This window comes from Bacteriovorax stolpii, from assembly GCF_002872415.1.
GTDB lineage: Bacteria > Bdellovibrionota > Bacteriovoracia > Bacteriovoracales > Bacteriovoracaceae > Bacteriovorax > Bacteriovorax stolpii.
Genome location: NZ_CP025704.1, coordinates 1,101,451 through 1,124,480 on the forward strand (window position 1 = coordinate 1,101,451; position 23,030 = coordinate 1,124,480).

General features: G+C 41.8%; 25 protein-coding genes. 16 read left to right on the top strand and 9 right to left on the bottom strand.

All coding sequences use genetic code 11. The features are described 5' to 3' along the window. Genes C0V70_RS05400 through C0V70_RS05410 form a run of 3 tightly spaced genes read left to right on the top strand, consistent with a single transcriptional unit; the run spans position 1 to position 2,961 of the window. Entirely contained in the window at positions 1-1,113 is a 1,113-nt protein-coding gene (locus tag C0V70_RS05400) for an aminotransferase class V-fold PLP-dependent enzyme (protein ID WP_102242851.1), read from the top strand. A gap of 49 nt (positions 1,114-1,162) precedes the next feature. Beyond that, the gene (locus C0V70_RS05405; RefSeq protein ID WP_133566722.1) at positions 1,163-2,095 is read left to right on the top strand and encodes a hypothetical protein; all 933 of its coding nucleotides are present in this window, start codon (positions 1,163-1,165) and stop codon (positions 2,093-2,095) included. Further along, on the top strand, positions 2,092-2,961 hold the full coding sequence (locus C0V70_RS05410) for an NAD-dependent epimerase/dehydratase family protein (protein WP_102242853.1): 870 nt from the start codon (positions 2,092-2,094) through the stop codon (positions 2,959-2,961). The genes C0V70_RS05405 and C0V70_RS05410 overlap by 4 nt, the downstream gene beginning before the upstream one ends. Here the strand turns inward: C0V70_RS05410 and arfB are convergent. Then, a complete protein-coding gene (arfB, locus tag C0V70_RS05415; protein ID WP_102242854.1) occupies positions 2,958-3,359 on the bottom strand; it encodes an alternative ribosome rescue aminoacyl-tRNA hydrolase ArfB in 402 nt (133 codons plus the stop codon). The genes C0V70_RS05410 and arfB overlap by 4 nt on opposite strands. A 21-nt stretch (positions 3,360-3,380) precedes the next feature. On the opposite strand from arfB, the gene C0V70_RS05420 reads away from it, so the two are divergent. Next, a complete protein-coding gene (locus tag C0V70_RS05420; protein ID WP_102242855.1) occupies positions 3,381-3,635 on the top strand; it encodes a hypothetical protein in 255 nt (84 codons plus the stop codon). Between the two features lie 70 nt (positions 3,636-3,705). After that, on the top strand, positions 3,706-5,559 hold the full coding sequence (locus C0V70_RS05425) for a YgiQ family radical SAM protein (protein ID WP_102242856.1): 1,854 nt from the start codon (positions 3,706-3,708) through the stop codon (positions 5,557-5,559). Here the strand turns inward: C0V70_RS05425 and C0V70_RS05430 are convergent. Next, entirely contained in the window at positions 5,556-6,014 is a 459-nt protein-coding gene (locus C0V70_RS05430) for a hypothetical protein (RefSeq protein WP_102242857.1), read from the bottom strand. The two genes, C0V70_RS05425 and C0V70_RS05430, sit on opposite strands and share 4 nt — an antisense overlap. 92 nt (positions 6,015-6,106) lie before the next feature. On the opposite strand from C0V70_RS05430, the gene C0V70_RS05435 reads away from it, so the two are divergent. From C0V70_RS05435 to C0V70_RS05455, 5 genes are read left to right on the top strand one after another with little or no spacing between them, the layout of a single operon-like run. Then, a complete protein-coding gene (locus C0V70_RS05435; RefSeq protein WP_102242858.1) occupies positions 6,107-6,307 on the top strand; it encodes an ElaB/YgaM/YqjD family protein in 201 nt (66 codons plus the stop codon). Continuing rightward, the gene (locus C0V70_RS05440; RefSeq protein ID WP_102242859.1) at positions 6,304-6,771 is read left to right on the top strand and encodes a hypothetical protein; all 468 of its coding nucleotides are present in this window, start codon (positions 6,304-6,306) and stop codon (positions 6,769-6,771) included. Before C0V70_RS05435 ends, C0V70_RS05440 begins: the two co-directional genes overlap by 4 nt. 1 nt (position 6,772) lies before the next feature. After that, positions 6,773-7,858, top strand: a complete 1,086-nt coding sequence (locus C0V70_RS05445) for an AI-2E family transporter (RefSeq protein WP_102242860.1) — start codon at positions 6,773-6,775, stop codon at positions 7,856-7,858. After that, positions 7,855-8,532, top strand: coding sequence for a TVP38/TMEM64 family protein (locus C0V70_RS05450; RefSeq protein ID WP_102242861.1), 678 nt, complete (start codon positions 7,855-7,857; stop codon positions 8,530-8,532). Before C0V70_RS05445 ends, C0V70_RS05450 begins: the two co-directional genes overlap by 4 nt. Further along, positions 8,529-9,800, top strand: a complete 1,272-nt coding sequence (locus C0V70_RS05455; RefSeq protein ID WP_102242862.1) for an NAD(P)/FAD-dependent oxidoreductase — start codon at positions 8,529-8,531, stop codon at positions 9,798-9,800. The genes C0V70_RS05450 and C0V70_RS05455 overlap by 4 nt, the downstream gene beginning before the upstream one ends. Positions 9,801-9,807: 7 nt before the next feature. On the opposite strand, the gene C0V70_RS05460 is transcribed toward C0V70_RS05455, so the two are convergent. Both C0V70_RS05460 and C0V70_RS05465 read right to left on the bottom strand, forming a co-directional pair. Continuing rightward, the gene (locus tag C0V70_RS05460) at positions 9,808-11,028 is read right to left on the bottom strand and encodes an MFS transporter (RefSeq protein WP_102242863.1); all 1,221 of its coding nucleotides are present in this window, start codon (positions 11,026-11,028) and stop codon (positions 9,808-9,810) included. A gap of 6 nt (positions 11,029-11,034) precedes the next feature. Next, on the bottom strand, positions 11,035-12,102 hold the full coding sequence (locus C0V70_RS05465) for an NADH:flavin oxidoreductase/NADH oxidase (RefSeq protein WP_102242864.1): 1,068 nt from the start codon (positions 12,100-12,102) through the stop codon (positions 11,035-11,037). A gap of 97 nt (positions 12,103-12,199) precedes the next feature. Here C0V70_RS05465 and C0V70_RS05470 point away from each other — a divergent pair, with 97 nt between their 5' ends. Then, entirely contained in the window at positions 12,200-13,096 is an 897-nt protein-coding gene (locus C0V70_RS05470; protein WP_102242865.1) for a LysR family transcriptional regulator, read from the top strand. Here C0V70_RS05470 and C0V70_RS05475 read toward each other — a convergent pair. Beyond that, positions 13,093-13,761, bottom strand: coding sequence for a Dph6-related ATP pyrophosphatase (locus C0V70_RS05475; protein WP_102242866.1), 669 nt, complete (start codon positions 13,759-13,761; stop codon positions 13,093-13,095). The genes C0V70_RS05470 and C0V70_RS05475 overlap by 4 nt on opposite strands. 83 nt (positions 13,762-13,844) lie before the next feature. On the opposite strand from C0V70_RS05475, the gene C0V70_RS05480 reads away from it, so the two are divergent. Next, positions 13,845-14,729, top strand: a complete 885-nt coding sequence (locus C0V70_RS05480; RefSeq protein ID WP_133566723.1) for an NIF family HAD-type phosphatase — start codon at positions 13,845-13,847, stop codon at positions 14,727-14,729. Here the strand turns inward: C0V70_RS05480 and C0V70_RS05485 are convergent. Together C0V70_RS05485 and C0V70_RS05490 are read right to left on the bottom strand one after the other, a co-directional pair. Next, positions 14,724-16,115, bottom strand: a complete 1,392-nt coding sequence (locus C0V70_RS05485; RefSeq protein WP_102242868.1) for a clostripain-related cysteine peptidase — start codon at positions 16,113-16,115, stop codon at positions 14,724-14,726. The two genes, C0V70_RS05480 and C0V70_RS05485, sit on opposite strands and share 6 nt — an antisense overlap. Further along, a complete protein-coding gene (locus tag C0V70_RS05490; protein ID WP_102242869.1) occupies positions 16,090-17,433 on the bottom strand; it encodes a hypothetical protein in 1,344 nt (447 codons plus the stop codon). Before C0V70_RS05490 ends, C0V70_RS05485 begins: the two co-directional genes overlap by 26 nt. A 186-nt stretch (positions 17,434-17,619) precedes the next feature. Here C0V70_RS05490 and C0V70_RS05495 point away from each other — a divergent pair, with 186 nt between their 5' ends. Next, positions 17,620-19,224 (top strand): ATP-binding protein, encoded by a 1,605-nt coding sequence (locus C0V70_RS05495; RefSeq protein WP_166637350.1) that lies wholly within the window; start codon positions 17,620-17,622, stop codon positions 19,222-19,224. Here C0V70_RS05495 and rlmN read toward each other — a convergent pair whose 3' ends face one another. Continuing rightward, on the bottom strand, positions 19,225-20,259 hold the full coding sequence (gene rlmN, locus C0V70_RS05500; RefSeq protein WP_102242871.1) for a dual-specificity RNA methyltransferase RlmN: 1,035 nt from the start codon (positions 20,257-20,259) through the stop codon (positions 19,225-19,227). Between the two features lie 55 nt (positions 20,260-20,314). On the opposite strand from rlmN, the gene C0V70_RS05505 reads away from it, so the two are divergent. Further along, a complete protein-coding gene (locus C0V70_RS05505; protein ID WP_102242872.1) occupies positions 20,315-21,373 on the top strand; it encodes a response regulator in 1,059 nt (352 codons plus the stop codon). A gap of 9 nt (positions 21,374-21,382) precedes the next feature. Continuing rightward, the gene (locus C0V70_RS05510) at positions 21,383-22,054 is read left to right on the top strand and encodes a TatD family hydrolase (protein ID WP_102242873.1); all 672 of its coding nucleotides are present in this window, start codon (positions 21,383-21,385) and stop codon (positions 22,052-22,054) included. On the opposite strand, the gene C0V70_RS05515 is transcribed toward C0V70_RS05510, so the two are convergent. Next, positions 21,959-22,612: a methyltransferase gene (locus tag C0V70_RS05515; RefSeq protein WP_102242874.1), complete on the bottom strand. Its 654-nt coding sequence runs from the start codon at positions 22,610-22,612 to the stop codon at positions 21,959-21,961. The two genes, C0V70_RS05510 and C0V70_RS05515, sit on opposite strands and share 96 nt — an antisense overlap. A gap of 50 nt (positions 22,613-22,662) precedes the next feature. On the opposite strand from C0V70_RS05515, the gene C0V70_RS05520 reads away from it, so the two are divergent. Beyond that, positions 22,663-23,022 (top strand): hypothetical protein, encoded by a 360-nt coding sequence (locus C0V70_RS05520; RefSeq protein WP_133566724.1) that lies wholly within the window; start codon positions 22,663-22,665, stop codon positions 23,020-23,022. The last annotated feature ends 8 nt before the right edge of the window (positions 23,023-23,030 follow it).

A 23,030-nucleotide genomic window follows, 5' to 3' on the forward strand; every position in this document is an offset into this window, starting at 1 on the left:
GTGATTGGAAAGTTTAAAGACTCTTTTTACCAAGGTAGTGAGCGCATCCATTTAAACAATGGAGGTCTTGCTCCTATTTCAAAACAGGCCCGCGATAAGGTTCTTTATTGGGGCAATCGTTTTTACGAAGAGGGTTTTTACACTGACCTGGATTACATGAATGATGTTCTTCACTCAAGGCAGTCGCTTGCTAAACTTATTGGCTGTGACCACACGGAGATTGCTTTTTTCCAAAGTACTGCAGGTGGAGTCAGTCAGCTGGCGATGCAGTTTCCTTTAAATGCAGGAGATGAAGTGATTATGTGGGCCGAAGAGTATGGCTCGCATTTATACCCGTGGCAGGAAGCGTGTAAAAGAAAAAACGCTAATCTGGTTTTAGTGCCTTCTGAAAAAAACTTAGCGACTCCTTATGAAAAGATTGTTGAAAAGATCACCGACAAAACTAAAATTATCGCCGTCTCTTGGGTTCAGTTTTTAACTGGGGCCCGCACTGACATTGAAGCCTTGGGAAAAGTGACGAAAGAAAAAGGTATTTTCCTTTTTGTCGATATCATTCAGGGGCTTGGACTTCATCATTTTGATATGAAGAAGTGGGGAGTGGATGCCGTGGCCGGTGGAAGTCATAAATGGCTTTTTAGCCCGGTGGGTGTTGGATACCTGGCGATTGATCAAAAACACATTGGAAAAATTAAACCGCATAATGTGGGCTCTTATACTTTTGGGACCTGTGATGACCCGACAAGCTTGGAGTGTATTCCAAAACTGGATGCTTCTAAGTTTGAAGCAGGATCAAAACAGGTTTTAGAAATTACTGCACTTGGAGCTTCAGTGGATCTGATTTTGGAAACTGGAGTCTCTCATATTGAGACCGAAACCATCCGCCTGGCCAAAATGCTTCGCCTGGGACTGGAGCAAAAAGGCTATGAAGTGCATTCTCCCTACGAGCTTAAGAATCACCAGACTCCGATGGTCAATTTCATCCCTAAGGCCACGACAGTGGAGAGTTTAAGGGCAATCCCTTGTAATTTCGCGATCAGGGGGCCAGGGGTTCGCCTGAGTCCGGCCGCTTTTACGACGGATGAGGTGATCGGCAGAGTCCTTTCCGTCCTGTAATCTTTACAAAAAAGCCCTTTAAAATTTCCCAATTGGTAGAATTCTCCCAATGAAAATATTAGTGGGACTCCTTTTTTTAGTGCTTAATTTTGCCTGGGCATCAGACCTGAGTCCTGTCTATTTTTCTAAATTTAAAGAGAGCTCTTTTTCAGCAGCAGAGATCAAAGAATTAAAAAAGTTTAAAGTCCTTTTAGTTCCCGGCGTTCTGGCCGAGTCTTTTGATAGTCAAAGCGGAAACCAGATCAAAGTCGGATTTATTTTTGAAGATGCTTTTCATGAACAAAAAGTTCTGCTTACAAAAGAGAAAATCGATTTTTCTTTTGTCGCAATTGATACTGAAAGTCCGGTTGAAGTGAATGCTTTAACCATCATCAGTGAAATTGAAAAATCACAAAAACCAGTTTTGATATACTCACATTCAAAGGGCGGTTTAGACACATTAGAAGCTTTAAGACTTAGGCCTGAACTTGTCTCTAAGGTTCATGGATGGGTGAGTGTTCAAAGCCCATTTTGGGGTTCTGAAGTGGCAAGCCTGATGTACGACAATGATTTTTTAAGACAGACGGGAAAGTCTCTTTTTGAATGGATGGGCGGAAGTGCCAAAGGCATGGAGGCGCTGACGATTAAAGAAAGAAGCCGCTACATGGATTCAGCGGACGTTCGCTCAGTCATAAAATCACTTGATAAAAAACTTCTTAATTACGCAAGCTATAAGCCGAATGCTTTTGGAGTGGACACTCCTCTTGAAATTTTTAGAAATATCACTCAGGATCTTACCGGCAACAACGATGGGGTCGTGTCGCTTAAAAGTGCCATGATGAAAGAGCACGGGCTGAATGTAAATTATGTCGTTGAGAAAAATGTCGACCATTTAATGACCATGACTAAATACCGTCCCGACAAACTGGACTTCTTGCAGAAGTATCGTGCAAAATATGATCAGCAGAGAAATACCATGACTTTACTCAAGATGATCTTATGAAAATTCTTGTCTTAGGCGGAACCCGTTTTTTTGGAACTCATTTAGTGAAGGCCTTTATTAAAGAAGGGCACGATGTCACTGTTGCCACTCGAGGCAATCTGGATTTTTCATTTAAAGATCAAGTTCGTTTTGAAAAAGCTGATCGAACTAAATTAGAAGACCTGCAAAGGCTGGCCATGCTGGGCCCTTTTGATTTGATCTATGATCAGGTTTGTATGTCCGCCCAGGCTGCGCATATCGCTTGTGAGGCCTTTAAAGGTAAATGCAGACGTTATATTTTTACCAGCACAGGCTCCGTTTACAATCCAGCAAATGGAGTTGAGCTTTCAGAGAATCACTTTGATCAAACGAAATATAAAATCAATCTCGAGGACACCACCCCTTACGACTATCAGGAAGCAAAAAGACAGGCTGAAGCCGTCTTTTCGCAAACAGCTTCTTTTGAAGTGGTGATGGTTCGTTTCCCTATAGTTTTAGGTCAAGATGATTATACGGCAAGATTAAAGTTTCATGTGGACGCTGTACTTAATCAAACGCCAATCTTTTTTCCAAGTCTTGAGACAAAGATGGGCTTTATTCAGTCACATGAAGCAGGAGAATTTCTTAAATTCATTGGAGAGCATACTTTCACAGGCGCTGTGAATGCCGTGAGTTCAGGTTATATTTCATTGGGCGAATTGATGAATATGATTGAAACTCTCGCTGGCAAAAAAGCAGTGTATGCCAATGAAGCTAGTGACGTTAATCATTCTCCATTTGGTTTTGATAAAGATTTTATGATGCCCAATGAAAAAGGATTATCCCTTGGGTTTAACTTCGATCTTTTGAAGGGCTATCTGCCAGAGCTGATTAAATTTTATATTTAATAAAATTTTTCACGGCGAGATTTTTTAGTTTCGCCTTTTTGTTTTTTAGAGCTGATTCGCTTATTCACCGAAGACTTCGTCGGTTTCGTAGGTTTTCTCACTTTCGGCGGATGTGCAATCGATTCAATCATTTCATGAAGCTTTTCAACTACAGATTCAATGTTCATGTGCTGCGTACGGTGCTCCTGACTTGATAACGTCAGCACACCATCAGCGCTTAATTTATTCTGGTATTTTTTAATAAATCGCTCGCGAACAATCGGTGGGAGTGAGGAGTTATGAACATTCCAATGCAAAGTGGCCTTCGTGTTGACTTTGTTTACGTTCTGGCCTCCAGCGCCGCCGCTTCTGGAAAAACTTAATTCGTATTCTTGTTCTGGAATATTGTATTTATACATAAAAAAAGTGTAGATTGAATTATGGACAAAAACCAGGAAATTGAAGACCTCATTCTTTCGACACTCTCATTTTATGAGCCGATGTCTTTTTCTAAAATTGTCTTTGATATGGACACGGAACTCCTTAAAAAGTTCGCCGATTTTGATAAAGATCAAATGCTTCTTGTTTTAAAAAGCCTGGAGAAACGAGGTCTGGTCAAAAAAACCGGGGACGGTTCTGAAGCCCAGTGGCAGAGAATCCACAAGAAGCGCCCTTTCTGGAAGCGCTTTTTCTAGTTTTTACCCTGTAAACTTCACCATGCTCGCTTGCCAAAGCCTGTCTTTTTACCTACTTTGGCGATCACTTATGAGCAAAAATGAAGCAATCCAATCACCAGACTTACTACCTATTACTGCCTGGCTTCCGACCACAATGAAGGAAGCAAAAAAGCGCGGATGGGAAGAGCTCGATGTTGTCCTGGTGACAGGTGACGCTTATGTTGACCACCCGGCCTTCGGGACGGCGGTTATGGGGCGAATTCTTGAATCAATGGGATTAAGAGTGGCGATCATTGCTCAGCCAAACTGGCGTGATGACCTTCGCGACTTTAAGAAATTTGGAGCGCCAAAATATTTCTTCGGAGTGACTTCGGGAAATATGGACTCAATGGTTAACAAATACACTGCGGGAAAAAGACTTCGTTCAAATGATGCCTATACTCCTGGTGGATCACCTGACTTTAGACCTGATTACGCTACAACTGAATACACACGCATTTTAAAGAAACTCTATCCAGAAACTCCAGTTATGCTGGGAGGGATTGAGGCTTCACTTCGCCGAGTGACTCATTACGATTTCTGGTCAGATAAATTAATGCCCAACATTCTTTCAACATCAGGAGCTGATCTTCTGGTTTATGGAATGGGTGAGCAGCCGATGAAAGAACTGGTGAAGCTGGTTCTTGCAGGCGTGCCTTTTAATGAAATTAGAAATATTCCCCAGACGGCATTTTTGATTGATCAAAAAGACAAACTTCCTATGGGGATGCCTGGTTGGGATGATTTCGAACTGACAAGCCATGAAGTGTGTTTAAAAGATAAAAAAGCTTATTCAAAAAACTTTATGCACGTAGAAGTAGAGTCTAATAAGCAATTTGCTAATAGACTTCTGCAAAAAGTAGAAGGGAAAACCCTTATCATCAATCCTCCATACCAGACGATGACGGAAAAAGAGATTGATGCTTCTTTCGATCTTCCTTACACAAGATATCCGCATCCAAAATATAAAGACAGAGGAGCGATTGCTGCTTACGAGATGATTAAATTCTCGCTAAACACTCACCGCGGCTGTTTTGGTGGATGTTCTTTTTGTACAATCTCTGCTCATCAGGGAAAAATGATTGCCAGCCGTTCAAAAGACTCGGTGATGAAAGAGCTGGATCAAATCGCCAAAATGCCAGACTTCAAAGGATATATTTCAGATATCGGTGGCCCTTCTGCGAATATGTACCAAATGAAGGGAATCGATCAAGAGCACTGTGATAAGTGTGCCGCTCCTTCATGTATTTTCCCGGTTATCTGTAAAAACCTGGATACGAATCCTCAGAAGATGACTGAGCTTTACAAAGAAGTTGCCAAGCATCCAAAAGTTAAAAAGGCCTTTATTAGTTCTGGTCTTCGTTACGACTTAATGTTTAACGAAAGATCTCGTGACCCTAAAAAAGATGCAGAGTATGTCGAGCAATTGATCTCTCATCACGTTTCAGGAAGAATGAAAGTTGCTCCAGAACATACAGAAGATCATGTTTTAAAATTCATGAGAAAACCTGCGTTTCATTACTTCGAATCTTTTAAGAAGAAGTTTGAAGAGATCTCTGCCAAAAAAGGTCTGCGCCAAGAGTTGATCCCGTACTTTATTTCATCTCACCCTGGGACAACTCCTGAGGATATGGCCCAGCTTGCAGTCAAGACAAAGAAGCTTGGTTACAGATTAGAGCAGGTTCAGGATTTCACCCCGACGCCAATGACAGTGGCCACTGAAATTTACTATTCAGGATACCATCCATACACTCTCAAAGAAGTGAAGACGGCCATCACACTCGATGAGAAGACCCGCCAAAGAACATTCTTCTTCTGGTACAAACCAGAAAACAAAAACTACGTGAAGAATTACCTGGCAAAAAATAAGCTGTTTGATTTAACGAAAGAACTCTTCGGTTAAGGAAAATTCACTTTGATGAAGTTGTCGATGTTCACATCTTCAACACTCATTGAACGAAGCTCTGTGATGACGTAGCCAACTTCGGCCGGAGTCAGAGGTTTTTTTTCGCGGGCCACTTCCCAGCCCCAGTTCCATTGGTATTTATTTTTGATCGGAGAGTGGTGACCGGCGCGCACTCCAGTGTAGATCACGTAGCCCCAGTTTGCTCCAGCGGCCTTCTCTACACATGAACGCAGGCGAAGATCGGCCTGGTCCATATCGTTTTCACTTCCACCAAACCAGTAGCGCAGGTCGTGTTCTGTACAACAGTGCTTCCAAAGCCCAGGCTTCGAGTAAGTTCCGTCGGCGAACATGGTGCAGCCATCTGTCTCAAAGGGTTTTAGCTTAAGCTCAGCTTTTAAGCTTGGCGCCATAATCACTAGAGAAAGAAGACTTAGAAGTTTTAAACTTTTCATTAGGAAATTCTATCCCAGAATTGGTGATATTTGGAAGGGTTTGGTGGACGAAATGGCTAAACATATCTAAGCTATTAAAAAATGGAGTTTTAATGGACCACAAAGACCTTAAGAATACCCTACAAGAACTGCCTGGCCTAAACCGCGATCAACTACAAGACATCGAGGAGAGGTTGAGTGAAATTAAAGACCGTACAACAGAGTTTGTTCAAAAGCACCCGCTGACATCAATTGCGATTGCTGCTGGGATTGGCTTTATCATCGGTAAACTTTTTTCAGGCAGGCGCTCATGAACGACATTTTTAAAATCGGTGAATTTTTTCTCAACTACTTTATTGGCAGAGGAAATATGATCAGTGAGAAGTCACTGGAAATTTCTGCTGAAATTTTAAATCAATTAAGGCGCATTCTTATTCTTGTGGCCTTAATGCTGGGAAGTTTAGCGCTTTTCTGTCTGGGGATGAGCCACTTGATTGAAAGATTTTTAAATAACATCGACAATGGAGCGGCCCTTTTCACTCCATCGATCTGGTTTATTTTGGGTTTTCTTGCCATTTGTGCTGGAGTGATGGTCTATGCGACCAACAAGAGCAACTGGTTGGATATTTTTAAAGCTGAGAAAAAAGAAGCACCTGCCCAGGTGCCTGTGGCAGGCAATCAACTGGAATCAGTCATCAGTCTACTTATTTTAGATTTTATTAAAGAGCGCGAAGCCAAGAGGGCCCAGCCGAAAAAAGATCAACCAGAAAGAGATTAATATGAGTAATGGATTTCACGAATTGTTTTTTAGAAACTTCTTTAAACTAGCGACAGCTTTTATTATTGCCGTTGGTTTTCTTTACGTTTTAAGTCCTTTCATTATTGCTTTTTTCTTTGGTGGGATGCTGGCCCTGGCCTTGAGTCCATTCGTGGCCAAGTTCATGAAGAAATATAGCTGGAGTAAAAAGAAAGCTCTTAATATCGTGAGCGCCGCTTTATTTTTTCTCATCGCAGTTCCTTTTGGAATCTTTTTTATGAGAGGAGCAAGAATCATTTCTGAGTTCTTTACGAAACAATCTCTCTCTACACTGACTCAGACAACTCAAGAAAGCGTGTATAAGTTTATTGATCAGCTTGCCGTAAGTAACCACTTGGAAAGTGAAATGGTGAAGGAGAAGTTTAATACTTTTATCACGACAGCTGGGACATTTATTTTTAAAACATTCAGTGACATGGTCACACAAATTCCGGATTTGTTACTCGGGGTTTTAGTGATGGGGCTTTCTTTTTATTTTTTCCTTTTAAAAGAGAATGAAATCAGAGAAGTTTTTGACCGTTATTATTATTTTTCAAGAGACCATTCGAATCGTTTTATTAACGTTTTGAAATCGAGCTGCCGTGAAGTTTTTCTTTCAAATGTTATCACCGGCATTCTTCAGTCGACGATTATTTCAGTAGGGGCCCTTGCTTGTGGGCTTGGTGATTTCTATATCGTTTTCTTTTTAACGTTTATCATTTCATTTATTCCGGTTATTGGTGCTGCACCGATGGCCTTTGCTTTGGCCATTATTGCTTTCTTGGAAAAGCGCACGGGAGCGGGGATTGTGATGGCCATTATCGGAACTTTTGCAGGAGTCGCAGATAACCTGGTCAGACCTTATTTGGTAAGTCTGGGAGAGGTTGAAGTTCCGGCCTTCATAGGATTTCTTGCTGTTATCGGCGGAGTTTATGTTTTAGGTCTTCCGGGGCTTTTCGTGGGGCCACTCCTGGCTTCATTGGTGTACGGAGCTCTTCCTATTATCGTTGAAGAGTACTTCCCACCGAAAGAAAATAAAATCATTGAATCATTAGACGAGAACGTGTGAAAAAACCTTTCGTCTTTGTTGTTTCGATTGTCGGAATTATTTTCTTATTAAAATACCTGGTGCCAGAACTTGAAATGCTCGATAGTCTGGCATCGATTAAAAGTTATCATGACCGCTGGCTTGTGATTTATCAGCAGGCCCCGCTAAAAATTCTTTCATTCTTTTTTCTTTTTAATATGATGATGGCCGCACTTCCGGTGCCGGGGATTTCGATGATCAGCTTCATCGGAGGCATGCTCTTTGGCTTCACCAAAGGCGCTTTACTCTCATCAATTGCCACTGCGGTGGGAAATCTTATTGGTTTTTTAATCGCCCGCTATTTCCTACAAGAATGGATTTTAAAACGCTACGGAGAAAATGCCAGGATCTTCAAAGAAGAATGGCAGAATGAAGGAACTATGGCACTTCTGTCGTTCAGGCTTTTTCCTTTCATTCCTTCCTTTGTCGCCAACCTTATTATGGGAGTGTCCAATCTTCATTGGTGGACTTTTTTTTGGGCGAGTTGGGTCGGGCGTATTCCTATGGTTGTGGTCTACACTTTGGCAGGTGTTCAATTTGCCAAAATAGAAGGATTAGAGGATATTTTAAGTCCAAAGGTTGCATTGGCCTTTATTATTCTGGCCCTACTTCCTTGGGGATTTAAATTGATAAAATCATACCGGGATAAAAAATGAAAAAGAAAGTGGTGATTGTTGGTGGAGGATTTGGTGGTTTAAAAGCAGCAAAAGTTCTGGCCGATTACCCCGATCTTGTAGAAGTCACTCTCGTCGATAAAAGAAATTACCATTTATTCCAACCTCTCTTATACCAAGTCGCGACAGCAGGACTTTCTCCTGCAGACATCGCAATGCCAATCAGGAATGTTCTCTCTGATGCAAAAAATGTCACTGTCTATTTAGAAGAAATTAAGTCCGTTAACATTGCTCACAACTCACTAGAGACGACAGGTGTCTCAGCTAAATACGATTATTTAATTCTTGCGTGTGGTGCTACTCACAGTTATTTCGGCAAAGACCATTGGGAGGAATTTGCTCCCGGGTTAAAAACATTAGAGATGGCGACTGAAATCAGAAGACGCATACTGATGGCCTTTGAGATGGCCGAAAAAGAAGCGGATGAAAATATCAAATCAGAATGGCTGACATTTGTCGTCGTGGGCGCCGGACCAACTGGAGTTGAAATGGCCGGAGCGATTTCAGAAATTGCCCGCCAGACAATGGAAGCTGATTTTAGAAATATAGATCCCAATAAAACCAGAGTTATTTTAGTTGAGGCAGGACCTAAGGTCCTTGCGAGTTTTAATGAAGAGCTTTCTCTTGATGCTAAGAAAGACTTACAACATCTCGGTGTTGAAATCATGAACCAAACAATGGTGACTGATATCAATGCGACTGGTGTCGCGCTTAAGCTTCCAGATGGAAAAGAAGAAAGAATAAAGTCTCGCACCGTTGTGTGGGCAGCAGGAGTTAAGCCTTCAGCGATCAATTCAACTCTGGGCGTGCCATTAGACCGCGCTGGAAGAATTATTGTCACAAAACATTTATCACTTGAAGCTGCACCAAATGTTTTTGTTATTGGTGATCAGGCACACTTTGAAGAAGAAGGAGGTCGCGTCCTGCCGGGACTCGCACCTGTGGCGATTCAGATGGGAGCGCACTCAGCAAAAAATATCATTCGCATGATTAAGGGTGAGAAGGTGCGTGAGTTTAAGTATCTCGACAAAGGACAGATGGCGACGATTGGAAGAAAGCTTGCAGTCATGGAATTTAAAGGATTAAAAGCGCGCGGAACATTTGCCTGGTTAGCATGGCTTTTTGTTCATGTTTATTACCTGATTGGTTTTAAAAACCGCCTGTTCGTTCTTATGCAATGGACCTGGTCGTACCTCACTTTCTCAAGAGGGGCACGACTAATCACAAAGAAGAATTGGCAAGAGACCTAGAATAAACTTAGGCTTTGGAAAGAATATACTCGTTAATACTTGGAGCTTTCTTATAGAAGATAAAGGCCCCAACTAAACAGATCGCTCCGTTAATTAATAAAGCAGAGTGCAGTCCTAAGTGCTCAGCTGAAAAGCCCATCAATAAACTGCCAAATGGGGCAATCCCTAAAAGGGCCACGTTAAAGAAACTCATCACACGTCCGCGTTTATCATCATCGACCGTACTTTGAATCATGGTGTTGCTTGAAGCTAACTGAAGCATCATCGACATACCGGTTGTAAAAACACTAAAGAGAATAAACTGGAAGTGTTCCAGTTGAGAAAGAATCATGAGGAATAGTCCGAAAGCAATACCCGCGATACCAACAATGCGGGCAAGTGTTGGCGCTCCTCTGCGATTACTTAGATAAAGAGCACTGATAAGTGAACCGACCCCAACACAGCTTGAAATCCATCCTAAAGCAGTGGCTCCACCGTTGGGAACTTTGGCAGCGATTGCCGGAAAGAATGTTGTATAAGGAATCCCAAAGAAGCTAATAAAAGTTAAAAAGAAAATGACGGCGCGAAGGTGCTCATTTTTAAAGATGGCTTCATAACCAACTTTTAAGTTAGAGAAAATTTTTCTCGGATTAAAGGCCGGTGGAATGTAGGGAGAAACTTTTACATTTAAAAGTGCGATTAAAACAGCAATGTAGCTGACTCCGTTAATAAGAAAGCACATTCCTTCGCCGACAATTGCAATCATCGCTCCGGCAATCGCAGGTCCCAGGAGTCTGGTCAGATTAATGACAGACGAGTTGATAGCAATAGCGTTTGGTAAATCTTTTTTTGAACCAACCATCTGAACAACGAAGGCCTGTCGGGTAGTCATATCAAAAGCGTTAATTGTACCGAGAGTAAAATCGAGAATGATTAAATGAGCAAGCGTGACATGTCCGGTAAAAGTTAAGATCGCAAGTAAGATGGCCTGAACGGCCGCGAGAGCTTGAGTCCAGATCAGAAGTTTGTGTCGATCCACATGATCAACGATAACTCCGGCAAAAAGCCCAAAGACGAACATAGGAAGCTGAGCGGAGAAGCCGGCGAACCCCAGCCACATAGGGGAATTGGTGAGCTTGTAAATCATCCAGCTCATCGCCAATTGCTGCATAGAGGTCCCTATGAGGGAAATAAATTGTCCACCGATATAGATTCTGAAGTTTTTATTTTCTAGAGCAGGAAAATTCATTGGTTCCTATTTATAGGCCCTCGCATATTGTGGAGGCACCTGTGCTTTTTCGCCAAAGTGAAGAGCTGCACGAATCGGCCAGTTCGGGTCGCGGAGCAGTTCGCGTGCAAGCAAGATCACATCAGCTTTTTTAGTCTTTAATATTTCTTCGGCCTGATCAAATTCGGTGATAAGTCCTACGGCACCAGTGACAATTCCTGTCTGTGCTTTTACTTGTTCAGCAAACGGTGTTTGATACCCAGGAGTCAGAGGAATTTTAGCTCCGGAAACATTTCCTCCTGTCGAGACATCAATCAAGTCGATACCTATTTTCTTTAATTCATTCACATAGGCAACACTATCTTCGATGCTCCATCCACCTTCTGTCCAGTCTGTCGCAGAAATACGGAAAAAAACCGGAAGGTGAGCGGGCCAGACGTCGCGCAACGCTTGGGCCACCATCAGTGGAAAACGCATTCTATTTTCCAGCGATCCTCCGAACTCATCTGTGCGTTTATTAGAAAGTGGAGAGAGAAACTGATGCATTAAATAGCCGTGAGCTGAGTGCCCCTCAATAATTTCAAACCCAGCTTCGAGAGCGAGGCGGGCAGAGTGTTTAAAGCTCTCTACCAGTTCATGGATTTCTTTAATTGAAAGTGCTTTAGGAGTGGCATATCGCTCAGAAAAAGCAATGGCACTAGGACCAACGACTTCCCAGCCGCCTTCATTGAGTCCTAAAAGTCTTTCGCCATTAAATGGATTGCTCATAGAAGCTTTTCTTCCAGCGTGTGCAAGTTGGATAGCAGGAATGGAGCCTTGAGATTTAATAAACGCAGTGATGGGTTTTAAAGCGAGCATTTGGGCCTGGTTATAAAGAGCAAGACAGCTTTCAGAAATTCTTCCTTCAGCGACAACTCCTGTTGCTTCAACGATCACGACAGCAGCTCCACCGGAAGCGCGTGCGCCGAGGTGAACCAGGTGCCAGTCATTAGCGATACCGTTAATGGCCGAGTACATACACATTGGAGAAACAACGATGCGGTTTTTTAAAGTCAGCTCGCGAAGTTTAAGAGGTGATAAAAGTGTTGCGGTCATTATTAGCTCCTTAGTCATTCTTTTCTAAACAATAGACCAATTCTAAATTGTGGACAATACCTATTGAAATTGATTTAATGTTAACCAGAGGTTTACAATGATTTTAAAGGATATCACTCAGATTCGCTCGTTTATTGCCATCTACCAGACTAAGAGTCTGACTAAGGCGGCAAAAAAGATGGGAATGTCTAAGGCCGCAATGGCCAAAAGATTGAGCCTTTTAGAGTCGGAGATGGGTTATAGCCTTTTTCGCAGAAGCACCCGCCAAATTGTTCCGACCCCTGAAGCCGATAGGATTTTTATTGAGGCTCAACGCCTGCTTGACCACGTTCAGGAGTTTGAAGCGACCTTTGGTAAAGACGATGCCATGAAAGGGCTTATTAGAGTGACGTGTTCGATCACCATGGCCCAGGATATTCTTGCCCGCGTGCTCAATGATTTTCAACTTAAACACCCTGAACTCACTATCGAACTTGTGGCTACTGATAGCATGCTTGATATGATTGAAAATAATATCGATCTCGCCATCAGGATCAATCCAGGAGAGAACACTTCTTTTCAGGGACGAAAGATTGGCCAGCATAGAATGGTCATGGTCGCTTCTCCTGAGTATTTAAAGAAGCACAAGAAGATCAGACAGCTGGAAGATTTAAAAGGCCACCGCGTACTTTTTATCAACACTCACGGTGAGTACCAGTTCAAGTCAAACAAAATGAAAATTAAAGCGTTCACTAAGCCTCGCGACTTTCTCACTAATGACCCGGGGGTTTTAACTAAGCTTGCAGTAGATGGAATGGGAATAGCGATCAGACCTCTATGGAATGTCATTGAATTGGTCAATCACAATAAGCTCGAACTCATTTTAAAAAATGAAATCATCAATCCTGTAGGAGATGTGTGGCTGCTTTCCTCAGTGGGAAAAAGACAAACTCACCGCGTGCGTGTGCTTTTTGATGAACTGGTTGAAACGCTGGCACCGTTTTTTGACAATTAAGGCTCTTTGATCAGCGTGACCAGGTAAGGACCTTCCTGAACAGCGATTGCCTTAGAGAAACCTACGCGCATTTTAAAGCTTGGTCCAAAAATCACAAAAGTATGGAACTCGCCATTTTCTCCAGCAGGATCAATTCCTTCCGGAAGTCTTTCAATAAATTTTTCGTTGAACTCACAAGCTAAAAATTCATCGCTTAATTTCTCAGTCATAACTGCTGTGACTAAAGCTTTGTGTCCTGTGGCCAGGAATTTTTTTGTGATGTCTAAAGTTGAACGTCCCCAAAGAGGGAAGAGTCCTTTCATGCCAAGATCAGCGAGCATTTTTTCTTTAAAAGAGCGTACCTCTTCAAGATTGATGTCACCAAAGGCCACGGTTTTAATCCCGCGCTTAGCAAACATCGCCAGGATGTAACTGACTTGTGAGATATACTCTTCGTTGGTGGCACCAGTTGGAAGAAAGATTCTTTGTAGTGGAAGCTTAAGCATTTTTGCCTGCTCAACTACCATGACATCCGGGATTCCGTGAAAAGGTACACGGCTTTGATCGCGGTTAAAAGTTGTCACTAGACCAACGACTTCGTAGGCCGGGTTGGTTTGCAGTTCATGTAGGGCAAGAGCACTGTCCTTGCCGCCGCTCCAGAATAATAAGACTTTTTCTTTTTCCATGACGGGGATTATCCCATATTTAAAGCGCTTTGTTGACCAAAAAAGACGGTTTATTAAATCGTTGGGATTCCGATAAGTTTGGGATGAAATGGAGCTCTGTTTTTACATTTATCTTCTGCCTTTTTCTGCTTTTCTCATGCGCTCATGAGGAGTTCAGAAGTCCTGCTCAGGAAAGCGCGAAGTCGCGCCATGTGGTTTTTGATATCGACTGGACGATTGTCACTGAAGTGACGAGGGAGTCAGCGAAAATACCAAAGAATAAACGTATCATCGAAGTGCAGGGAAAACACTATTACATCAACGAGGGCTTAGAAGAATTTGTGAATGAAATTCTCTCTCATCCGGAAATGAAAGTGTCTTTTTACAGCGGTGGGAAAAAAGCAAGAAACGAAGAGCTGCTTTCAAAAATCAAACTTAAAAATGGAAAGAGCTTAAAAGACATCGCTTATAAAATTCTAAACAATGAAGACCTGATTGATGTGCCGGGTGCACTTCCTGAATGGCGCTTTTCAGAGAAACATAAAAAAGACCTCTCGAAAGTCTCAAAGGATTTGAGTGAGTTAATCATGTTTGATGACACTGCTCATTTTGTTTTTGAAGGAAAAGAGCTGCAAAGCAATCATGTGTTTTTTATTGGAACGGCCTTTGAGTATTTTGATAATTTTGAAGAAGCGCGCAATCTTTCTGGAGACTACATTCCAAAATCCTATGAAGAATGGCTCCTGAATCAAAAGAAACTGCTTATCCTGCAGGGAGCTTTTAAAGAGGCCTATGAGGAAGCAGTGGACGGGAAGATGAGTTTTGCCGAAGCAATGAAGCAAAAAGAAGAGCTTTTAAATTTAAAAGACCATTACTGGAACGAACATTCCAGACGCTATTTTAAAATGATGGGAGGGAGAGCTCCTGTGCAGATTAAACTTCCATCCAATGATTGTCTCCAAGGGATGAGAGTCATCATGGGGCTATAGTTTCAGCCAGCCGACTGCTTGATTGAATTCCAATTCAAAGTAATCCATTGAAGGAGCAGAGTTAAAAAGCGCGATATTCATACCGGTGTACTTTTCTGCTTTTGAGCCCACTTTTTGAGTGTAAGCACTGTAAACGAGAAAGCTTCCGGCCGCTTTTTTTGTTTGTGGCACTTCAACAACATCCAGAGAGCGAGTGATCGTTAAAGCTTCACTGATCAGTTTTCCCTTGGCATCCAGAAAGTAATAATCAAATGAGTTCACACCTGGAGCAAAAGGAGACACCGTCGTGCTGGCACCATCGAATTTTTTAATCGGCCACTCTTGTGAAAGAGGCCCTGCGATAAACATTTTAGTGTTTAGGATCTCACTAAAAAGAGGATTGTCCAGGTATTCGGCCTTGTGTCCATTTTCCCAGTTATTAAAACCAAAAACCATTTGAGCACCAGGAACAGGAGCTTCAATCTTAATGCGAGGGTTGGTTTTTAATTTTTTAACTGACTCAATATTTAAGAGACGAATTAATTTGGTCAGTTCCTGATCGATGACCTGGTCTTTAATTGTCAGGCGAAGCTCGATAAGCAGGCTTCCTAAGTCCACCAGAGATTTTTCATCCATAGCATATTTTTTCGCCAGCTTATTTTTTAGAGCTGATTGCTCAGCTGCCGGGAGTTTTTGGATAATAGCAGAGACTTTTTTAAAAGCTGCGACAAATACTTCTAGCTCGGCGTTGTCGATTACACTGATTGTTGCCGAACTTGTGCTAACGGCATCTCTTTGTTTCCCATCTTTTAAGTAAGAGTAAGAATCGATAAAACTTTTTGCCAGCATTAAGGCCGCACTTTCAGCAGTAGCATTTTGTGGAAGATCGCTTAGTGACTCAAAAGGAAGTCCTGAGCTGAACTCGGCCTCTTCTGAAGCGATAGAGTAGACCGATGTTCCTCTTAACTCATAAAGGAATTCGATATTAGAAAGGAAACAGGCATCAAACCAAGTGATGTCGAGTTTCATTTTTAAGTCTTTTAAAAGAGATTTTAATTCAGTGACAGGCATGTCGCGTAGGCCTTCAGGTCCCTGGCCGTGCCCATAAATAACCAGCGCTTTTTTAGACTTTGGGTCTTTAAAGCTATTTTTTAAAAAAGTAAGGATCTTTGTTTTAGATGGCCTGCTTTCTTTTTCACGGTAAGCGGACACGTTTAAATAAGCAGAGGTTTTAATACGGGAGATTTCTTTGAGATTGGCCTCAACATCGGCCTGGTACTCTTCGTTTTCTCTGGCCCCGAGAAAGACAGTCGCTACTTCCCACTTGGTTTCTGCAAAAAGATTTGCAGAAACCAGAGTAAGAAATAAAACGATTAATAAATTACTTAATTTGTTTTGGAGCTTCATTGTCTTCGTCACCGTTGACGCCGAAAAGGTTATCTGAATCAATTTGTTTTGCTAAAGTCTGGTAGCTGACGAATCCGTTTCCAGATTGAGCGTACCCAAGAGCTTTTTCAAAGGCGATCGCCATCGCTTTGTTCGAATCAGGCATTACGTGGAAGTAAGTTGATAATCCGTTTGTGAAGATATCAAGCTTCTTTGTTCCTTTTGGATCTTTTGTCGTCGCTTTTCTATCGAAGTACTGAGTGTTGTAGTACTTATATGATGTACAGCTATCGAAGAAGAAGATCTGGTATTTTTTCGTGTTAAACTTGATTTCTTCACCAAGGTTCGCTTCGATTGATTCAAGGTCAAGGTGCCCTCCAAGTCCAGAGTGACCGCCGTAGACCATTACAGAAGAGTTTTCGATAGCGTCTTTATAGAACCAGTGGAACGCTAGTGAATCTTCATCAATTGCTGATGGCCCGAAGAAGAAACGGTAAACGATTTTTCCTTTTGTAAGTGTTTCAACGTAAGGAGCAGCTCCATTTTTAGTTTTTGCGATTTTATTGATTTCTGTCGCTGTCCACTTCTTAGCTGTATAACCTTTTCCGATCAGGTACTCTCTGAAGTCACGGTAGTTTTCAGCGTTGATGTCCCCACTGTTAAGCGGGTTTCTTCCTTTCGAGTTGTCATCCATTCCAAATAGAACGTGGATGTTGATGTTGCCAGCTTCATCTGGAAGGTTGTGATACTCAGGGTAAGTTAATTTTGTATTTTCAAAACGCGCCACTTTGGCTTTTACGATAGCGTAGTCTTTATCTTTTTTTAATTTACAGCCTTCGTTGTATGGATTCCAGAAATACCAGAAGTCACCCTCTGACTGGTAGTGATCATCTGTACATGGATTGTAGTCGCCAACGAAACCTGCCGAATAAATTTTTGCCGGGTTGATTGCCAGAATGATGTCGTAAGTAGTCTTTGGGCCATTTTCTAAAACAACAGTTCCTTCGTACGTGTACCCGATCTGATAAGCAGATCCTTTTTTGCCTAGTAATTGGACGTTTGAAATGGTGTGGTCACCTTTAGGAACAGAGGTATATTGAGCAACTGACATTGGTCCGATTGTGTGCTCAATCTGAGATTCAATCACTCTGTTCATTGTTCTTGCGCTTGGAGCTTTTGTCCCTTCGTACTCAACAACTCCATTAAATGTCAGGACAGCTTCAGTTGAGTTGGAGCCGACGTAGAGTTTTTTCTCATTTTTTCTCTGCATAGAAGCTGAGAAGGCAGAGCTTGCAAGCAAGGCGGTAACAGAGGTCGCTAATAATAGTTTATTAAACATATTTTACTCCTGATTTCAAAGTAGGGCGACTATACCAAGGATAAAAAAAAATTGGTTGATCCTGTAATTTCTACATAGACAAAAATCCGGCTTGAACTACTATATATTGATATGACTTCTCTCTCCAGCCTGATCGAAAATCCTAAAAACAGCCGGTTTTTACTGGTATCTTGTTTATTCTCATTGATGCTTTTAGGGGGTTTTGTTTATGAAAGCTATAATTCTTACAAGACACAAATTCACAAGGCCGAGACAGAGACTGAGAACTTAAGTCGTGTCTTACAAGAGCATATTGATAGTTCATTTCATTCGACAGACCTGGTTCTTCTTGAGCTTCAGCACATCATTCAAAGAGCAAGATCGGAAGGCGTAAAGTTTCCCAATGAGTTTTTTAATAGATTATTTTTAGAAAGAAGACTGAGACTTCCTCAGGTAAGAAGTTTTAAAGCTATTGATAAAAACGGCAACTATATTGTCGATGATGGCGGTCTTCAAAATTACAAAACTGTTAAGGATCGCGAATACTTCCAATTTTTAAAGAATAATCCAGCTGTCGAAATGCATATTTCTAAGCCTGTCATTAGCAAAACAAACCATATCTGGGTTGTGGTTGTTGCCAGAAAGATGCTCGATAAAAACGGAAAGTTCGATGGGTTAGTTATAGGATCAATTCCGCTTTCTTATTTCAAAGGACAGTTCGAAAAACTTGACCTGGGAAAGGACGGGCTTATCGGTCTTTATGATATTAATCTGCTCACACACGTACGTATTCCGTGGTATGTGGAGCAAGTAGGAAGGACTATTCCTCAGAGCGAACGCTATAAAAATTTTGTAAAAAGCAGTGATTCGCTTATTACGACAGAGGCCCAATCTCCTGTTGATGGTGTGAAGAGAATTTTAACTATCAGAAAGCTTTCGCTTTACCCATATGTTGTATCAGTTGGTATTTCCGCTGATCAGGTTTTAAAGGAGTGGAAAAAACGCACCGTTATTTATCTTGTCTTTATGATGATGGTGGTCATTGGTTTTGCTGCTTTTCTTATTATGTATCTTTGGTCGCAGTCTGAACTTGAGGCCCAAAGGCAACAAGCGATTCAGGCCTCTAAGCTTTCTTCGTTAGGAGAGATGGCCAGTGGTGTGGCCCATGAGATTAACAATCCGTTGACAATTATTTCGGCCCTGGCCACCCGGACTAAAAAGAACCTTCGCGACCCAAATGTCCCTCAGGAAAAAAATGAGGAGAATCTCGACAGAATCATTGCAACGGTTGATCGCATTGCTAAAATTATCCGCGGCCTGCGCGCATTTTCTCGCGATTCAAATGGTGATGCCTTTGCTCGAAAGCGCGTAAGTGAAATTGTCGGTATGGCCCTTGAATTATGTCAGGAGAAATTCCGTGATAACGGCATTGAGATAAAGTTAGAGCTTGGCCCGGAAGTCGAAATAGAGTGCCGTGAAGTGCAGATTGTCCAGGTTCTGGTAAACCTGCTTAATAATTCTCTCGATGCGATCCAACAGTTTCCAGTTAAATGGGTGAAGATTTCTGTCAGTGAGACAGAAGAGAAAGTGGTCATTCATGTGACTGATAGTGGTTTGGGGATAAAAAAAGAAGTGGCCGATCAGATGATGCTGCCTTTTTATACAACCAAAGACATTGGCAAAGGGACGGGGCTCGGGCTATCTATTTCAAAGGGAATCATTGAAGCTCACGAAGGAAAATTTTATTACCGTCGCGAGGACAGTCATACTAGTTTTGTTATTGAACTTAAAAAGTCTTTGAATAAAATTTGATTACGTTTTAGATTTTAATTGCCCACAGGCCGCCAGAATATCGCTTCCTTTGGTTGTTCTTACCATTGTGCGCAGTTTGCGCTCAACCAGCATCTCTTTAAAGCTCTCTACTTTTTCTTTTGAGGGACGCTTGTAAGCACTTCCCGGAAAAGGATTAAAAGGAATAATGTTGATAATAGCAGGGCGATTGCCAAGAAGCTTTTCTAACTCATCAGCATCTTCTTTGCGGTCATTGAGTTCATCGATCAAAAGGTATTCGTAAGTGACGAATTGTCTTTTCATCAGGTCTAGTTCATCTAAGGCACCTAAAACATCCTCAAGAGGGTAGTGTTGATTGATAGGGATTAACTCTTTTCTAACTTCATTAAAAGGTGAGTGCAGCGAAAGGGCGATATTAATTTTAGGAAAGTCAGCAAGCTTTCTCATTCCCGGTAAAAAACCAGCTGTCGATAAAGTCATTTGTCGAGGTCCTATACCCAGACCTAATGGCTCCATAAAAACGTTTATAGCTTTTAAAACCTCTTCGCTATTGTGAAGGGGTTCACCTTGACCCATAAAAACGATATTGGGCGATATGGGCTTCTGGCCAAGCTCTTGTCTCAGGTAGTTTGCCGCTACCACGTATTGACCGACGATTTCACTGCCTTTTAAGTGGCGTGAAAGTCCCATCGTCCCTGTATAACAGAAACTGCATTTCATTGCACATCCGACTTGAGAAGAAAGACACACGGTAAAGCGCTTGTGAAAAGGGATCAAAACAGTTTCCACTGTCTTTTGATCCGGAAAACCCATGAGAAATTTAATAGTTCCGTCCGGAGACTTTGAAACTTGTTTAATTTCAGGAAGAGAAAAAGAAAAATTCCCTTCGAGAGCACTCAATAATTTTTCTGAAAGCGTTTTGGTTCTTTTGTTCTTTTTGTACAAGTTCTGCAAAATGATTGGCGCTAATTCCAGAGAGAAATCATTCGCACCTAAAAAAAATTTAAGGTCTTCTTGAGTTAGTGCATAGATTGAATTTTCTTTTAAGAGACCCATTCTTTATACCGATGCGGATAGTGTAAAAACCCTGTATAATTAAAAAATAAAAGATATGGAGAAAATACTACTTATTGTAGACGACAGTAAAGAGATAATCGACGTAGTCACCACTATTCTAGGTGATTTATTTGATAAAATTCTTACTGCGGGGAGTGTCCCCGAGGCCCAGAAAATTCTGGAAGAATCCGTCGCGTCTATGATTGTCCTCGATATCAATCTCGAAGGCAGAAATGGAGCGGAAATCGTGAAGTTTCTGGTGGATAATCCAGACAATAAAAACAATGGATGCCCGGTTATTATTTTAAGTGGGATTATCAATCCCCAGTTTGCTGAGCGTTTTGGGAGCCGTTTTGCGGGCGTGGTGATGAAGCCTTTTGATCACGCCAAGCTCTATGAGATGGTTAAGGCCATCAGCGAAGGAAAAACCGTTGAACCCGAACCTGTTTATGATGATCTTCCCGAGGTAAAGTGTGAGTTGCCTTTTCCTATTCCTCAGCTGGAGCAGAGGGTGCATAAGATTATGGATCAGGTAAAGAAGAACACTAAGCTTAAACAGCTCTTTGCTGAATTAAAGATTGATCGCTCAGGCGACAATTATATTATGTCCCATATTGGTATGCTCATTAACATTGCCACGGGTATTTCTATCAAGATGGAATGGAATACGGAAAAGACTCTTGAGAAATTTGTCTACGCCGCTTACTTGCACGATATGGCGCTGTCTGAAAGACCTGATCTTGCAAAAATTAAAGGTGGGTATTTTGAACTGGAGCTTTTAAAAGAAAAACTTTCTCCGCAGGATTTTAAGCTGGTGCTGGAGCATCCTAATATTGCTGCTAAAAAAATCGATGAACTCAAAGAGATTCCACCAGATGTCGGGATGATTGTCAGGCAACATCACGAGCTGCCAAAGGAAAATGGTTACCCTAACAAACTGGCCTATAACAAAATCACACCACTGGCGACAGTCTTTATCGTTTCTCACGATTTGACTCATTTTATTTTGGATAACCCTAAATGGACGATGAAGGACTACATGGCCAAGGCGAAGATGAAGTTTAAAGGGCCGCATTTTGCAAAAGTTCTTTCCGCATTAAACGATCTGGCATAATCTTTAAGCATGTACCTTGATGTTCATGCCCATCAAAAATCAAATGAGACGCAAATCCTGGTTGGTGTTCACACCAAAGCGATTCATCCGTGGGAGTTGACTTTGCCGTTTGATCGCCAGCGCTTTGATGAAAAGTGGGAAGAGATCAAAGCGAGTGCCAAAGACCTTGTGGCCGTCGGAGAGTGTGGCCTGGACCGGGTTCATGAAGGAATTGCTTCAATTGATGATCAGATCTATGTTTTACTTAAACATTTTGAACTTGCCAGTGAACTAAAACTTCCTATCATCATTCATTCTGTGCGCACGCATTCGGATCTTTTAGGGATTTTAAAAAAGATCAAATTTCAGCAACCGGTTATGCTTCATGCTTTTGGTGGCAACGAAAAAGAGATGAACGATTATTTGAAATATGATGTGACTTTCACCTATGGGAAGAGGATTTTTAAAAACGATACTATGCTTAAGATCACTCCCTTAAAGAATCTGATGTTTGAAACTGGAGACCAGACGGAGTTTTCCATTGCCGATATTTACCGGCAGGGAGCAAAGAGTCTCGGAATGGAAGTGGAAAAATTAGAAGAGCAACTATACGCTAACTTCAAGCGGGTTTTTAACCAGCTCGACGATGTTAGTGCCTCTGACTTCATCAAGAATCTGAACATCCGCAAATCCCAGGGATAGATCCTTAATCTCATCGAAAAGATTTCTGCCATGGTGTGAGCCCGGTCTCACTAAAAGATAAGCGCGCCCGCCTGGCCTTAGTGAAAAAAGAACAGCTTTGATAAGATTGTTAAAGTCACTGTCGATAAAAAACCGACAGCGGTTTTTAAATTCGTTGGGAGAAAGGAGTCCTTCACCTAAAAAGAAGTAGGGAGGATTGGAAATGATTACGTCGTAGTGTTCTTTGAATTCTTCATTGAGTAAATCGGCATAATTCATATTGAGAAAACGAAAGTGTGAATCTTCAGTTTTTGCCTGGACGACGTTTTCTTCAAAGTGTGGAAGATAGACATCCTGAACTTCCAGGAAATCGATTTTCTTTAAGGCACGCAGGTGAAAATTGAGCTCCAACCCCACAACTCCGCAGCCTGAGCACAAATCGAGAACCTTTAAGGTCTCAGGTTCCGGGTGAGAACCTAGTTTTAGAGCGACTTTCTGGGCAAGAAACACTGAGTCTAGCGAAAAACGGTAGTCCTCGGGCTGAGAATAGTCATAACTGTAGTGAGTATTTTTGATCATTCGTTTTTTATTATCTAAAATAGTGGAATGAATCAACAGGGAGTTTCGTTTTGGATGTCATGCAAGTGCTTCATATCCCAATCATTGCGCTGATTAATTTGGGATTTATTTATCTCTGGAACCTAAAAATGAGACAAAGGGCCATGAGAACTCCCAAAGTCTGGCTTGCGGCCCTTTTTGGCTCGCTGTTTAATGTTTGGGGGCTAGACGTCATTCAAAGAGATTTTGTGGTCGATTCCCTTCCCAACATGATCAAAGTAAGTGCTGGTTGCTGGCTGGTTTTTGTTATCGCTACCAACGCAAAATACCTGGTAATTTATGGTTGGTCTAAGCGCGATTTTTGGCTAGACTATGGCGGGGATTTGCTGAGCTTTATCTTGGCGGGAATCCTGATTTACGTTTCAACATAAGGCGGTTT